General features: G+C 67.3%; 10 protein-coding genes and 2 pseudogenes. 3 read left to right on the plus strand and 9 right to left on the minus strand.

What is annotated here, in order from left to right:
- Positions 1-319: 319 nt before the first annotated feature.
- The 3 genes and pseudogenes from cas3 to EV216_RS16490 all read right to left on the minus strand — a co-directional run bounded on the left by cas3 (position 320) and on the right by EV216_RS16490 (position 4,954).
- Positions 320-2,818: a CRISPR-associated helicase Cas3' gene (cas3, locus tag EV216_RS16480; protein ID WP_132696700.1), complete on the minus strand. Its 2,499-nt coding sequence runs from the start codon at positions 2,816-2,818 to the stop codon at positions 320-322.
- A gap of 334 nt (positions 2,819-3,152) precedes the next feature.
- A pseudogene (locus EV216_RS18510) lies at positions 3,153-3,932 on the minus strand (DUF6880 family protein); the annotation flags it as partial.
- 650 nt (positions 3,933-4,582) lie between these two features.
- A complete protein-coding gene (locus EV216_RS16490) occupies positions 4,583-4,954 on the minus strand; it encodes a YbaN family protein (protein ID WP_132696702.1) in 372 nt (123 codons plus the stop codon).
- A gap of 520 nt (positions 4,955-5,474) precedes the next feature.
- Between EV216_RS16490 and EV216_RS18380 the strand changes: the two genes are divergently transcribed.
- From EV216_RS18380 to EV216_RS18385, 3 genes are all read left to right on the plus strand, one after another.
- Positions 5,475-5,621, plus strand: a complete 147-nt coding sequence (locus EV216_RS18380) for a hypothetical protein (RefSeq protein WP_165899302.1) — start codon at positions 5,475-5,477, stop codon at positions 5,619-5,621.
- 149 nt (positions 5,622-5,770) lie between these two features.
- Positions 5,771-6,397 (plus strand): SOUL family heme-binding protein, encoded by a 627-nt coding sequence (locus EV216_RS16495; protein WP_243642113.1) that lies wholly within the window; start codon positions 5,771-5,773, stop codon positions 6,395-6,397.
- A gap of 642 nt (positions 6,398-7,039) precedes the next feature.
- Positions 7,040-7,186, plus strand: coding sequence for a hypothetical protein (locus EV216_RS18385; RefSeq protein ID WP_165899303.1), 147 nt, complete (start codon positions 7,040-7,042; stop codon positions 7,184-7,186).
- Between the two features lie 54 nt (positions 7,187-7,240).
- Here the strand turns inward: EV216_RS18385 and EV216_RS16500 are convergent, their stop codons facing one another.
- From EV216_RS16500 to EV216_RS16525, 6 genes and pseudogenes are all read right to left on the minus strand, one after another.
- On the minus strand, positions 7,241-8,653 hold the full coding sequence (locus EV216_RS16500; RefSeq protein ID WP_132696706.1) for a hypothetical protein: 1,413 nt from the start codon (positions 8,651-8,653) through the stop codon (positions 7,241-7,243).
- A gap of 25 nt (positions 8,654-8,678) precedes the next feature.
- Entirely contained in the window at positions 8,679-8,915 is a 237-nt protein-coding gene (locus tag EV216_RS16505) for an AbrB/MazE/SpoVT family DNA-binding domain-containing protein (RefSeq protein ID WP_243642114.1), read from the minus strand.
- A 206-nt stretch (positions 8,916-9,121) separates the two neighbouring features.
- A complete protein-coding gene (locus EV216_RS16510) occupies positions 9,122-9,340 on the minus strand; it encodes a DUF6880 family protein (RefSeq protein WP_132696708.1) in 219 nt (72 codons plus the stop codon).
- A gap of 100 nt (positions 9,341-9,440) precedes the next feature.
- Positions 9,441-11,349 (minus strand): annotated as a pseudogene (locus EV216_RS16515) (heavy metal translocating P-type ATPase).
- A 5-nt stretch (positions 11,350-11,354) separates the two neighbouring features.
- Entirely contained in the window at positions 11,355-12,335 is a 981-nt protein-coding gene (locus EV216_RS16520; protein ID WP_132696710.1) for an FAD:protein FMN transferase, read from the minus strand.
- Positions 12,316-13,749: flavodoxin domain-containing protein (locus tag EV216_RS16525; protein WP_207894019.1), on the minus strand; the 1,434-nt coding region annotated here is incomplete at its 5' end. The genes EV216_RS16520 and EV216_RS16525, both read right to left, overlap by 20 nt.

Here is a 13,749-nt window from a genome sequence, read left to right on the forward strand (position 1 = left end):
TCAAAAACAGGCAAGAGCGGTGGCGCCCTTGCCTGCGCTCTCGGAGCATGGTAAGAAAAGCTGTCCAAGAGCAGGATCTCAGGGTATTTTTTGCACTGTGCCAACCTCTCTGTTTCTGGCCGCGGTAACGGCTAGGATGGGCGTTAGAGATAGCCCCAGGTCGGATTCCGGCTTGGGGCTTTTCTATTAAAGCACTGCGCGAACCGCAGGTCAATAATTATCTTCATCTTCACCTGAACACTTATTAGGTGTTCTGTTAACATCCCCACTAGGGTGGGGAACCGATCTTCGTCTTCGCCCGAACATGGGTCATCCCTGGTTACGCCAAGGATTGAAAGATCAAACCGTATTCCTCTTCATACCGCAACCCCGCACAGATCGTTCCGTCCTCGGCGACCGGGCACAGATGGTACTCGGCGCGCTTCCACTCGGGCCAATCGCGGGTGACGGCCACGATCTCGGGCGCCGACTGGTCTGGCAGCGGAAGCGCATCCAGCCGGCTGAGGCGGGCGGAGACCTCGGACAGGGGCCACGCCTCAGGCCCCGCCTCGTCCGCCCAGGCCCGCAATCCGCTCGTCTCCCGCCGGGCCAGCACCAGCACCCGCTGCGCCTCGCCCAGCCGCGTTGGATAGCGGGCGTCGTCATTGGCCTGACCGCCTGCACGATAGCCCGCGGCCAGATCGACGATGTTCTGCGCCGCATGTCCGCGCGCCGCGGCGCCCTTACCTTCGGCCGTGACCTCAGCCTCGAGTAGCGCCTCGGGAACCGGCCCCGCTTCCTCACCATGTACAGCCTCGATCAAGGCGCGCAGCCCCGAGGGTGCCTCGATCCGGCCAGCCCGGAACAGCACGTCCGCCGTGCGCCACTGATCGGCCACCGGATAGACCCACGCGCCACGGTCAATCGTACCGTGTAGCCAGTGGGCATCGGCAACCTGCGCCGGATCGGGCGACAGCACATGCAGGACCGGCGCGGGAACCGGGCGCGATGCGGCGGGGCGCCGGTCCATGTGCCGCCACAACCGCCCGGCGCGCTGGATCAGGGCGGCCATCGGCGCGAGGTCGGACACCATCACGTCGAAATCGAGATCCAGAGAGGATTCCAGGACCTGGGTTCCGACCAAAACGAAGCCCTCGCGCCCTTGGCCCTCCTTGCCGGCGCGTGCCAGAACCTCGGCCTCGATCCGCTTGCGGTCGCTCAGCGCGAAGCGGGCATGCAGCAGATGCGCCGCGATCCCCTTTTCGCGAAGCATCACGACCGCGGCGATGGCATCGTCCACGGCGTTGCGCACCCAGACACAGGCGGCGCCCTTACCGGCCCATTCGGACAGAACCTCGACCGCTTCGTCCGGACGCGACAACTGCTCGATCCGCACCGCGCCCTTCCCGGGGCCGGTGTCCCGCCGAAGACCGGTCATTGTCGTGCCGCCCGCGACTGTCAGCGCCGGATAGGCCGGGCTGTCAGACGCACCGCCATAGATGGACAGCAGCCGCGCCCGTTGCGCCATCGGCAAGGTTGCCGTCAGCAGGATCGCCGAGCCGCCAGCCGCACGATGCATGCGAAGCAGCGCCTCGAGTTCGGCACCGATATAAGGCTCGCCCAGTTCGTGGACCTCGTCCACAATCAGGATCTTCGAAGACAGCCCAAAATGGCGCAAAGCCTGGAACTTCACCGGCAACACCGACAACAGTGCCTGGTCGATCGTGCCGACCCCGACATCGGCCAGCAAGGCGCGGCGGCGGCTCTCGGCCAGCCAGTCCGAACAGGTCGCCTCATCCTCGCCGCGCGGCCCGCCTTTCAAGATATCGCGGAAATCCACCGAAAGACCTGCCCGGCCATGCGCCAGCGTCAGGGTCGTCTGCCGATCGAACAGCCGCCCGACGGTTTCGGCCGCACGCCGAAACATCGCATCGGCCGTCGCCATCGTCGGCAGTGCGAAAAACAGCCCCCGACCCTTGCCCGCCAGCAGCATCCGCTGCGCCAGGATCAGCGCCGCCTCGGTCTTGCCCGCGCCGGTCTCGTCTTCAATGACGGCCAGCGTCGGGCCGTCGGTCAAGGGAACCTCTGCACAAGAGGCCTGCATGGGTCGGAGCTTGAAATCGAACAGCCGGATGTCGCGCGCACGGCCGGACGCAAGACCCGCCCCGGCCACGGCTGTGCGCGCCGCTTCGCGCGCCTTGGCCCGGTAATCCGGCAGGGCGGGGCACGAGGTCGGCGGCCTGAGCAAGTCCGTATTCGACCCGATCCAGTCCGCAACCGTGCAAAAGCCCGGGAGCCACCAGGAAAGGGCGATCGTTCGATCATCGGACAACCCGTCAAGAGACGCTTCCGGAAACAGGGCACAAAACGCCATCACCGCCGCGCGGGCGTCGTCCAGGCCCGAGCCGACAGCCTCCAGCGCGAGGCGGTAATCGCGCGGCCGTCGCCCGGACCATTCAAGCCCGCCCATGTTGCGCTTTGACGGGCGCCCGTGGTGCCCCGCAACGGCTGCATACAGCGTCTGCCGGTGCCAGGGGTCGCCCCTGAGATGCGCTGCCAAAGCGGGATCCAGTTCGAGCAGGAGTGCCTCGGTCAATTCCCAGTGGCGGAAGGATTGCGGGATATCCTCGCGCAGCATCCTCCGGAAGCTGTCACTGATCTTGACCAGATCGTGCAGGGCAACGAGAAGGACCAGAGCCTCCCGTAACGGTCGGTCAAATCCGAAGGGCCCGATCAGGCATTCGGCGACGGCCGAAACGTCCAGCATGTGATGGACTGCCAGATGTTCCACTTGCTCAGGACCGGCGGCGCTCTTTCCCGGCCAATCTGCGAGTCCCATCGTGCTCTCCTCGTGCGACACACCATACACTTTGAATACAAGCGCAGTGGCGGCTCTGGCGAAAGCACCGTCAGGAAGGGCGCTTCGTGCTTGAGCGACATGGAACGTGCAGCCTCTGGCTTGAATGAGCGCCCTAAAGGCAAGCAGGAGGAGAGGCGGCGGTGAACTGGCCCCCTTTTTGACCGGACACTTGGGCATGACCATGGAGGCTTAGGCATATGCCTGAGCACGTGCTTATGTCTGAGATAGAGATCATCACCGATGGTGGCCGTCGACGCCGCTGGAGTGCCGCCGAGAAGCTGCGGATCGTCGAGGAGACGCTTGACGAGCGGGCCATGTAGGCATCGACATCGCCCTGCAGGTCGGCCACGTCCTGCAGGATCATCGCCGCGGTTCGATTGCGCCCCTCCAGCGCCAGGCTGCTACGGCGCGCCTCATCCGCAACGAAGTCGTAGCGGGCCAGGTCGGCACCGGTCAGCGGCGCGACCTCGGCGGCCCTGGCCAGCGTCTTCAACCGCTCCAGGCCAGAGGACCCGAGCGCCTCGGCAAGCGCCGGGATCGCGCCGTCGAATTCGCCGTACCCGTTGTCCTGCATCGCCTCGAAGACCCGGTCGGCCAGCGCCTCCGGGTCGAGATCAAGGCGCGGGGCCAGATCGCCGATTGCCGCCATGGCATCATCCATGACGCCGCCGATCACGCCGTTGCTGTCATCGGTGCGCTCGTGGATATTCGGGGCAAGCTGGAGAAAGGTCCAGAGCAGGTCGAACGCCTCGCCCGGGGCATCGGGGGCGATCCGTGTGGTGATCAGATCGACGAGATCGGACAATTCCCGGGCAAAGGCCTTCTGTTTTTGCCACGAGATGAACCCGCTTGCCCGCCGGAGCTGGGCAAACCGCTTGCGGATGTCCCGGGCGATATCCATGGGCCCGGCGCGCGCGCTCAGTTCCAGCCTCAGGCGCTGCTGAAGGGCGCGGTTGCCCCGCGTCACCTCCAGCAACAGATCGGCCAGCGCCTCGGCGCCAAGGGCCGCAAGGTTCTCCTTGTTGAGCGTCTTCCTTGCCACCGTCTCCGCCCCGTATCCGTGGACGGTGATGCCGCAGGCGGAGGTGGTCATGCAAGTCCGGCGGACGGCATGAGGGCGGTCGCGGCAAGGTCCGGATGGATGACCCGTGGATTCATGAAGAGAAAGCTTTTCCGGCTGAATTCAATCGTTCCATATCCTCCGTATGACGGACCGGCATGAGAATGCCGTCGAGGACTGTACGATGAGCGAAGAGAAAGGAGGCAGCACGACTGGACGCTCGTGACCATTGTCGCGCATCACCAAGAACGCAGCGCGCTGCGGGGACCTGATCATTCCCCGAAGGTGGTGGAACCCGCTCGAGCAGCGGCGACAACGTGCATCCCGGACGAATTCCCATGGCGTCTGTCAAGGAAGGCTGTCCTTGGCGGTCTTCGACGTCCCGGCCACCGACGGGAGACGACCACGAGCGCGGTGGCGCTCGTTCCATTTTCAAAGGAAACTCCGCCACCCTGACATCGACAACCGGAAAGCCCAACATGACAGGATTGCACGGGACGGCGCCCGCCTTGGGCGGCGATCCGGGATCGTCGCGCATCCAGTGCCACGAGAGGAGGTGCCGGGATTTTTCCTGGCCAACCCCGACGAGCGCCTTGGGGCAGGGTGCTACGCCGGAAGCCCAAGCAGGTGGACGGAGTGCTCCGTCCGCATAGACCGCGCCAGCTTGCCGAAGCGCCGCGGGTCTACGCTTCAGGCGGCGTGGGACGCGTTACCAGATAGGTACCGACCGTGGTCAGGACCACCGCCTGGAGCGCCAGAACCCAGCCTGCCATGCCCAGCAGCACGCTGAGCAGGAAGGCCGCGCCCATAGAGGCAATTGCCAGTCGTTTTGACCGTGTCGAGATCGCGCGATGCTCGCGCCAGCTGGTGATGGGGCCGCCCAGATGGCGGTGATTGACGAGCCAGTCATGGAGCGCCGGTGACGACCTGGCAAAGCAGAAGGCGGCGATCAGAAGAAAGCCGGTGGTTGGCAGGAGCGGGAGGAACATGCCCAGAATGCCCAGGCCAAGCGACAGAAGCCCGACAATCCCCCAGGTAACGCGGAGGACGATCATCGGTGGCCTCCAACGCGCGGGCACCATGGCCTGTTGCGCGCATTGGGCTGTGCCATGACAAGGTCGAGCAGCGTTGCGGCAGGCATGTCGAACCTCGGATGCGAGGTGGCGAATCCTGAATTAGATAGGCATCTTTCGGGGTGCGCCAAGGCTGCCGCGTAACGAGCGTTGCCGGGCCGCCGTTTTCGGCGGTGCGTCCGTGGCGTGTCGGCCTCGTACGGCGCGTCAGGCCGCTAGCCGTGCGCGGCGGGGCTTACGGTGTCGGCCGCTGGTTTCAGGCAGCGGGCGTCCGCGGCGTCGAGGTCCTTGTCCGTGCCGCCCGTCGCTAGCCGTTCTTTCGACTCACGTTGGTTTTATCACGCTGGGTCAGACCGGGATCTCCCGTGACCGATCAATTCATTACATCGCCGCATGCAAAGTATGCACCTGAATCCACATAATTTTTCGGCGGTGGCGTGATCCGGGCGGCCTTTGGTCCCGTACCCCTGTCAAAACCACGCTAGACACAAGGGAACTGGAAATGGACATCATCGGCCCTCTCATGCTCGGCACGCTCGGCTTCGTCGTCGCCTTTGCCTACATCAACATGCGCCAGACCGAGGAAAAGCTTGCCGAAACCCGCCGCCGCAAGGCGCAAGCCCCGGCCAACGCCGTCCCCGCCGAGTAACGCGCCGCTGAATTCCTGTCTCCCCAGGATCGGGGCTGGGCGGTTTTAGCCCGGCCCCTTCGTTTTCGGTCCCACCGTGCAACCATCCACCGGAGTGGCCCGAGATAACCGGGGGGCTTGTCCGAGGCCGAAAGCAAGGAGTGGAAACCGTGGGCAAACTTGTGTGGGGCCTTGCCGGTGTCGTCGTCGTCACCGCGGTTGCCGGCACACTTTGGCTGACCCGGTCGGTCGAAACGCCCGATTACACCCTCGACCTGTCCGATGGCGCATTCGAACTGCGCCGATACCCCGCCCTTGTTGTCGCCAGCGTGACGCGGCCGGGTGCGCGTGATACCGCCGTGCGCGCCGCGTTCGGGCCCCTGGCGAACTACATCTTCGCCAAAGAGCGTGGCGGCGAGAAGATCGCGATGACGGCCCCGGTGACCCAGGTCGCCCCGGACGGCAAGATCGCGATGACCGCGCCGGTCACCCAGGAGCCATCCACGGATGGATGGACGGTGTCGTTCATCATGCCGTCGGGCCTGTCCCTCGATGATCTTCCGGCGCCAGCCGGCGACGTCCGGCTGGCCGAGATCCCGCCACGCCGCATGGCGGCGTTGCGGTTTTCCGGGCAATGGAGCGATGCGAATTTCGAGGCCGCCACCAATCGTGTGATGGCGTGGATCGAAGATCGCGGCCTGACGGCGGTCGGCCCCGTGGAATACGCCTATTACAACGATCCTTTCACACCGCCCTTCCTGCGCCGCAACGAGGTGATGGTCGAGGTCGAGGGTTAGGGGGGCGGTTGACGCAGCCCTTGCGCCGCGCGGGTCGTCTTTCCCCGGTCGCCCCCTATCTCGCGGCGCATGATGATACCCTCCACCCCCCCCCTTCCGAGACTGGCCAGACAGATGGCTGGATGCCCTTGTCGGTCAATAGCCCCTTGCGTTTCGCGTGCGGCTCGGGGCCGACCTCGACGCGAGGCGCGCGGCGCCCGGGATGGACCGCGTGGCGTTCGCTGCGCGACTCGCGCCTGAGACAGGACTGCCCCTTGCCAGGCTGATCTCATTGTCCCGCGGGATACCGGAAATTCCTGCCGGGAATCGACTATGCCGGCTTCGTGGGATGGTCCCACGGAAGAGCCTAAAGGAGTTCACGATGGCAAAGGGAAAAGGACCGGGCAACGCCGGTGGCTGGCCCGCGACGACGGGTAACAGGTCGGACAAGGGGCCGTCGAACAACCCTCCGGGCACCGGGAAGAAGAAGTGACCGGGGCAAGGGCGGGGCGTTCAGGCGCGCTGCGGGCGCGCCTTCCGGCGCCGGACGAGAATGTCCCGCGGAACACCGGAAATTCCTGCCGGGAATCGACTATCCCGGCTTCGTGGGATGGTCCCACGGAAGAGCCGAAAGAGCGGCGATATTGAAAGAAGGAGAGCCCCATGGGACGTTACAGCGGAAACGACCACACCAAGGACGAGAACGACAACCACTCGGATCAGATGAACCCGAACAACGATACCTACTGGTCGGACCGAGGTTACGACGACCGGCCCGACGACTGGGAAGAACGTGCAGGTCAAGAGTAGAACGCGGTTTCGCGGACTCTGACCTGAAGTTGAGGCGGGGCGCGTGCGCCCCGCCTATGCGTCCTGCCGCAGGCCTCGCGCCTCCTGCTGCGCCGCGGCCTTCAGCTCCCCGAACCTCTCGCGCGCGTGCCGCGCCAGCCTCGGCCAGTCCTCCCAGGCGTGATGCAGGACCGTCAGGACATCCGGAACGCGCTCCAGGACCTCGGGCCTGTCGACCATGCGCTCCAGATGTCCGAGAAAACCAGCCACATGGCCTAAAAACAGGATCTCGAACAGGCGCTCCTCCAGGGCGGAATCCGGCCAGCCGCTGTCCGCCACAGCAATCCGGCAGGCTGCTTCCGCGGACGTCCACAAGAAGTTGACGTCCGAGAACCTGAGAGGGCTCTTGCCGCGGTCGAGACTGCTCAGCCTCTTCGCGATCCATTCCGCGTCGCCGCCATCCTCCCGGGCCATGCACAGGAAGTCGGCCAGCGGCTTGTACTTTGGCGGGCGCCCCCTTCTGCCTTTCGGCGGGGCATCCGGCGATGCCTGTTCCGCGAGCCCGCGCAACATGGCGATCCATGCTTCCCCTCCCGACCACGCGCCGGTTCCGGTTTCGGCCGGCATGATGCTGGGCTGGTTGCTTCCGGGTGCTCGATCGAAGAACAGCGCTTCGATCAGGGCGATCTGCCACAAGAGTGCCGTTACACCGAGTCCGAACCCGAGCGCCTTCGCTCGCGCGGAGTTTTCCTGTCGAGGGACGGCGAGAAGTCCGGCGATCTCCAGGCCCATCGGGGAATGTGCGTAAGGTTCCCGCCGAAGCGCCGCCTTGAACCGTTCCACGCGCTCCTTGCCGTCAAGGAGGTCGAAATCCGCGCCGGCAAGTTCGATCCGCTCGATTTCGTCGACCACGGTCCGAAACAGCGTGAAGCGCCAGGAGTCTACGTCGGCCGAGCGGGATGCATGTTCAGCTCCATGGAGAATGCCTCGCAGCCAGGACGAGAAGCCGCGCCATGGTCTCACGTCCTGCCGTGCAGTGCCGACCTGCCGGAAGGAATACTCGTCGGAGGAGAGCTCGAGGAGCTCATCGAGCATGCCTGGGTCAGGATCCCGCCACTCCAGTCTTCGGACTAGCTGCCGAAAGGTCGCATGTCGGATGGCCGGTGGGAGATCGGCGTCGCGGTCCTCGCCGGTGTCCGGGCTCTTGAGGTACCGCTCGATCCTCTTCGCGTCGGCGGCGGACGCCTTGTCACCGTCCACGCGCCGGAGCATCCAGCGAAGGGCTTCGGTGAACGCCCCGTTGTCCACGTCGTCGCGATCGGCCGCGTAGAGATACATCAGGACGTTCAGGTCGCGAGAGCCGATCATGTCAGGACGCGTGCCCGATGAGTTCGACGCCGGGGATGCGCGTCGTCTTCCGGTCGAGGTGACGAGCGGGATCGCATCCGTCCGACGTGCCGCCGCGGCGATCATCAGGTCGGAGGACATTGGTGTCGGTGGCGATCAAGCGTCGTCACCCTCGGTAGCGCCGCGCACGATAGCCGCCTCCATCTCGTCCAGGCTGACGGGCGCCGCGGTCCGGCCGGGCCAGGAGGTCCGCCAGCCGGGCGACAGGCTGCACCTTCAGTAGCCGGATCTCGCCGTCGCGGATGACGTAGCGGACCCGGTCCCCGCGCGAGAGACCGAGAGCAAGCCGCACGGCCTTCGGCAGCGTGGTTTGGCCTTTCGTCGTCACCGTCGACTCGTGCATGGTGGACGCGTTGCCTTTTCCCACCTCGCCTTACGGTATCGGCGAAGGGGCAGGGGATTCAAGCCGCGTTACCCCGGAGCGTCCCGGATAGGGAGCGTTCGCCTTTCCCGTTTTCGCGGCGCCAGGGGGAAACTGGGGACGCAACAGAAAAGACATCCCATGCCCGCCTTCCCGGCTCCACCCCATGGTGATCGGCCCTTCCCGCGTTAGCAGAGCCGGTCCGTCGAGACCTGGGCGAACGTGATCGATATCCATGCGCGCCGCTGATCTGGCCGAAGGGCGCTGTTGCCCCGTGTGACGTCCAGCAGCAGATCGGCCAGAGCCTCGGCGCCAATAGCCGCAAGGTTCTCCTTGTTGATCGTCTTCCTTGCCACCGTCTCCACCTCGTATCCGTGGATGGTGATGCCGCAGGCGAAGGTGGTCATGCAAGCCCGGCGGACGGATGGCGGATGTCGCCTTTCGTTCAGCGTTTCCCGGGACGCGTCGCTGCGACGAGGAGGGAAAACCGTTGAGGCCGACCGCCCGTCACGGCGTGGCGCCGTGCAGGATGTCGGCCTGCCCGGAGGAGACCGCCTGTGGCTGCGGTGTGGCGGGTTCGTGCGGTGCGATACGCAGCGCTCGCAGGGCGTTCAGGATCACGGCGACATCGATCACCTCCTGCAGGAGCGCGCCCTGTACCGGGGTGAGGTAACCCAAGGCTGCGGCGATCATGCCCACGACCGAAAGGCCGATCCCGACGACGACGCTTTCCAAGGCGATGCGGCGCGCGCCGCGCGCGATCTCGATCCCGGGCCCGAGCCGGTCGATCCGGTCGACGAGAAGCACGACGTCCGCCGCCTCCGCCGATGCTGCTGCGCCCCGTGCGCCCATCGCCACGCCGACATCTGCCGCGGCGAGCGCGGGCGCATCGTTGATGCCGTCGCCCACCATCATCACCGGCCCGTGCTTGCGCTCACTGAGCACGAGCAGAACCTTCTGATCGGGCGAGAGGCCGGCGCGCAGCCCATCGAGGCCAAGCCCCTCGGTCACACGCTCGGCCACGTCCGCGCGGTCGCCGGTGGCGAGCAGGATGCGCGCGATCCCCTCGCGGCGCAGACCGTCGAGCATCGCGGCCGCGCCCTCGCGCAGGGGGTCGGACATGACGAGGTGCCCGGCCATGTGCCCGTCGACGGCGACGGCGACCAGGACCGAGCCGGCGGCGATGGCGGAATGATCGCCGGGCCGCCGTCCGACGCGGGACGCGACGAAGGCATCTCCACCGACGATGACCTTGCGGCCCTCGACATGGCCCACGACGCCTTCGCCCGGGATCTCGGCGACATCTTCAGGCACGGGGAGCGTGAACCCCCGCGCCTTTGCCGCGGCGACGATGGCCTGCGCCACCGGGTGCTTCGAGGCCTGGTCGAGCTAGGCCGCGATGCGCAGGATATCGTTCTCTGCCATGCCGTCGTGGCTGTCGATCGACACGATCTGCGGCCGGCCATCGGTCAGCGTTCCGGTCTTGTCGAGGATCAGCGTGCGGATGCGCGCCATCGTCTCGAGCGGTCCCGCGCCCTTGATCAGCACGCCGAAATGCGCTGCGCGCGACAGGCCTGCGACGAGCGCGACAGGCACGGCCAGGATCAGCGGACAGGGCGTGGCGACGACCAGCACGGCGACGGCCCGGATCGGATCGCCGGTGACCCACCAGGCGGCGAAGGCGATGCTGACCGTGACCGCGAGAAAGCCCAGCGACCAGCGGTCGGCCAGCCGCGACATCGGTGCCTTGGACGCCTGCGCCTCCTCCACCAGCCGGACGATCCCGGCATAGGTGCTGTCCTTCGCCTCGCGGGTCGCGGTCAGGTCGAAAGCCTCGCCCGCGTTGGTCGAGCCGCTCATGGCGTCGGCGCCGCGCGCCAGCCGCACCGGCAGGGACTCCCCCCGTCAGCGCCGAGGTGTCGAGAAAGGCGGCCCTTGACGCAACGGTGCCGTCCACCGGCACCACGTCGCCCTGTCGGATCAGGAGCAGGTCGCCCGGCGCGATCTCGTCGAGGGGCACGTCCTCCAGCCCGCCATTGCGGTGCCGGGTCGCGGTCCGGGGCACGCGGGACAGGAGATCGTGCATCTCGCGCCGGGCGCGGCCCTCGGCGAAGGCTTCGAGGAAGGTGCCGCCGGAATACATCACCGCGACGACCGCCGCCGCGAGCGTCTCGCCGAAGACGAGCGCCGCCGTCATCGAGAGCGCGGCGACGATATCGAGGCCCACCTCGCCGGAGCGCAGGCTGCGCAGGATCTCGACGACGAGCGCGGCGAGCGCGGGAACGACGCCGACGAGCCAGACGAGGTCGGCGATGTCGGGCCGACCCGCGAAGTGGATTGCAAGTCCGGACGTCAGCCCGGCCACGGCCAGCAGAAGGATGACGGGCTTGAGGCGATCGGTGCGGGTGGTTTCCATGCGGCTCATCTTTCCCCGGCGGAGGCGATTGCCGCTGGCTCTTCGGAAAATAGTCGTCCGACTCCCACGCCCCGTGCGCTGGCATCATCATCGCGCAAGAGGAACAGGGCGTCGAGCCCGCTTCGTCTTGCGAGCGCCGCGCCCTTGTCCGGCCCGAGCACCATGAGGGCCGTCGCCCAGGCATCGGCCTCGGCGCAGGTGCGGGCCAACACCGTGACGGAGGCCGGCGACGCGAGCAGCGGCGCGCCGCGCCTCGGGTCCATCGTGTGAGACAGACGACGGCCCTGCACCTCGACCCAGTGGCGGTAGTCGCCCGAGGTCGCGACGGCGGCATCCTGCAGCGCGAGGATCGAATGCGGCGTCCGGCGGTCGGGGTCCGGCGCCTCGACCGCGATGGTCCAGGCCTCGCCATCCGGCCGGAGGCCCATTGCACACATCTCGCCATCGATCCCGACGAGTCCATCCGAAATCCCATGGTCGCGCAAGGTCTCGGCGAGCCGGTCGACGCCATAGCCTTTGGCGATGCCGTTGAGGTCGAGCGCAATGGGCGCGGACTTGCGGATGTGGTCACCGTCGAACTCCAGGACCTTGTGCGCCGGGCGACGCTGGACGGCCATCGCTGCGCGGATACCCTCGGGCACAGCGTCCCCGGGCCCGAAGCCCCAGGCCGTTACCGCGTCGCCCATGCCGATGTCGAACGCCCCGCCCGAGGCGCGCCCGATCTCGAGGCCGAGGCGCAGGACCGAGGCCAGTTGCGCGGGCACCGCCACCCATTCTCCCACCGGCGCCGCGTTGAGCCGCATCAGGTCGCTGCCCGCGTTCCAGGTCGACATCTGTCCGTCCACCTCTTCCACGGCCGCCTGCAGCGCCGCGCGGATCGGGGCCGGGTCGAAGTCCGGCTCCGCGAAGAACGTGGCCTGCCAGCGCGTGCCCATCGTGGGGCCGTTCAGGGCGATGCGCGCCAGGTCAGTAGACATCTTCGACATACCGCCCCTCCGCCTTCAGGACCGCGGGCGAAAGCCCGGTCGGCGCGAGGATCTCGGCCAGCGCCTCGGCCACGTCGGCCGCCATGTCGCGTCCGCCGCAGACCATCACGCGCGCGCCGTTGCGGATGAGGTCCGCGACCAGGATAGCCTCGCCCCGCAAAGCGTCCTGGACATAGTGGGGACGCGCCCCGCGTGAGACGGCCGTGACCAGCCGGGTCAGACGCCCCTCGTCCTGCCAGGTCGCCAGATCCTCGCCGAAGAAGAAGTCGCTGTCGGGATGGCGCATGCCGAAGAACAGGTGGATGGACCTGCGGCGCGCGTTGTCGCGCACAAAGCCCGCAAGCGGCCCGATGCCGGTCCCCGCGCCGATCAGGATCAGCGGCGCCCGGCTCCGGCCCGGACGGAAACCGGGGTTGGGGCGCAGGAACGCGCTCACCGTGTCACCCGGCTGCAGCGCCGTGAGCTGACCCGAGCACAGGCCGCCGGGGTGCTTCTTCACGACGATCTCGATGAAGCCGTCGCGGCGTCCGGAGGCGAGCGAGTAGAGCCGCGGGACGGCGCTTCCTTCGGGCAGGATGCCGATCAGGTCGCCGGCCTCGAACCGTGCTAAACCCGCCCCGGTCAGCCGCTGCCAGAGCGAGACGCGCGGCAGGGCGAAGCGGAGGATCGCGGTCGGGGCCTGCACGTCGGCGCCGTAGTCGCGGCGCGAGACGAGCGTCAACGTCTCGGTTGTCGGAAGGACGGGCTGGTGCGACAATTCCAGCGGGATCCCGAGCGCCTCGCCAAGCATGCGGCCCCAGCGCGCGAAATCCTGCGGCGACTGGCGGTCGATCGTGTCGAGCGGCATGAGTTCGGGCCAGCCCTTCGCCTGCGCCGCCGCCGCAACGGCCTTGGCGAAGGCGCAATAGGCCGGAAAGCTGCGGTCGCCAAAGCCGAGCACGGCGAGAGGAATGTCCGGCATGCCATCAAGGGCGCTCAGCCGGTCGAGGAACCCCCTGGCAGAGGCCGGCGCCGCCCCGTCGCCATAGGTCGCGGCCAGCAGGATGATGCGCTCGGCCCGCGCGTAACGGTCTGGCGCGAAGCCCGACATCGGGCCGACATGGACGCTCTGCCCGGCTTGCGCCAGTGCAGCGTGCAGCGTCGCGGCAAAGCCCCAGGTGCTGCCGCCCTCGCTGCCGACGAGCAGGATCGTCTCGGCGCGTCCCGCGGGCTGATTGCCCCGGACGCGCGGCCGCCCCCTCCGTCCCGCGAGCCAGACGACAACGCCAGTCACACCCATGGCCGGGACGCCGAGCGCCATCAGCCCCAGAACGAGGCCGAGCGTCGCCGCTCCCTGTCCGGTGTGCAGCATGTAAATGGTCTCTGATACGCGTTCCCAGCCGGTAAGGTCGGTCCAGGCGAGCAGCGCACCGGT

Origin of the sequence: Rhodovulum steppense (assembly GCF_004339675.1) — a bacterium.
GTDB lineage: Bacteria > Pseudomonadota > Alphaproteobacteria > Rhodobacterales > Rhodobacteraceae > Rhodovulum > Rhodovulum steppense.

What these genes read in the sequence shown, in the direction of transcription:
- cas3 (WP_132696700.1), bottom strand. Translation starts at nt 2,818, where the DNA reads ATGGGACTCGCAGATTGGCCGGGAAAGAGCGCCGCCGGTCCTGAGCAA.
- EV216_RS16490 (WP_132696702.1), bottom strand. Translation starts at nt 4,954, where the DNA reads ATGATCGTCCTCCGCGTTACCTGGGGGATTGTCGGGCTTCTGTCGCTT.
- EV216_RS18380 (WP_165899302.1), top strand. Translation starts at nt 5,475, where the DNA reads ATGGACATCATCGGCCCTCTCATGCTCGGCACGCTCGGCTTCGTCGTC.
- EV216_RS18385 (WP_165899303.1), top strand. Translation starts at nt 7,040, where the DNA reads ATGGGACGTTACAGCGGAAACGACCACACCAAGGACGAGAACGACAAC.
- EV216_RS16500 (WP_132696706.1), bottom strand. Translation starts at nt 8,653, where the DNA reads ATGTCCTCCGACCTGATGATCGCCGCGGCGGCACGTCGGACGGATGCG.
- EV216_RS16505 (WP_243642114.1), bottom strand. Translation starts at nt 8,915, where the DNA reads ATGCACGAGTCGACGGTGACGACGAAAGGCCAAACCACGCTGCCGAAG.
- EV216_RS16510 (WP_132696708.1), bottom strand. Translation starts at nt 9,340, where the DNA reads ATGACCACCTTCGCCTGCGGCATCACCATCCACGGATACGAGGTGGAG.
- EV216_RS16520 (WP_132696710.1), bottom strand. Translation starts at nt 12,335, where the DNA reads ATGTCGAAGATGTCTACTGACCTGGCGCGCATCGCCCTGAACGGCCCC.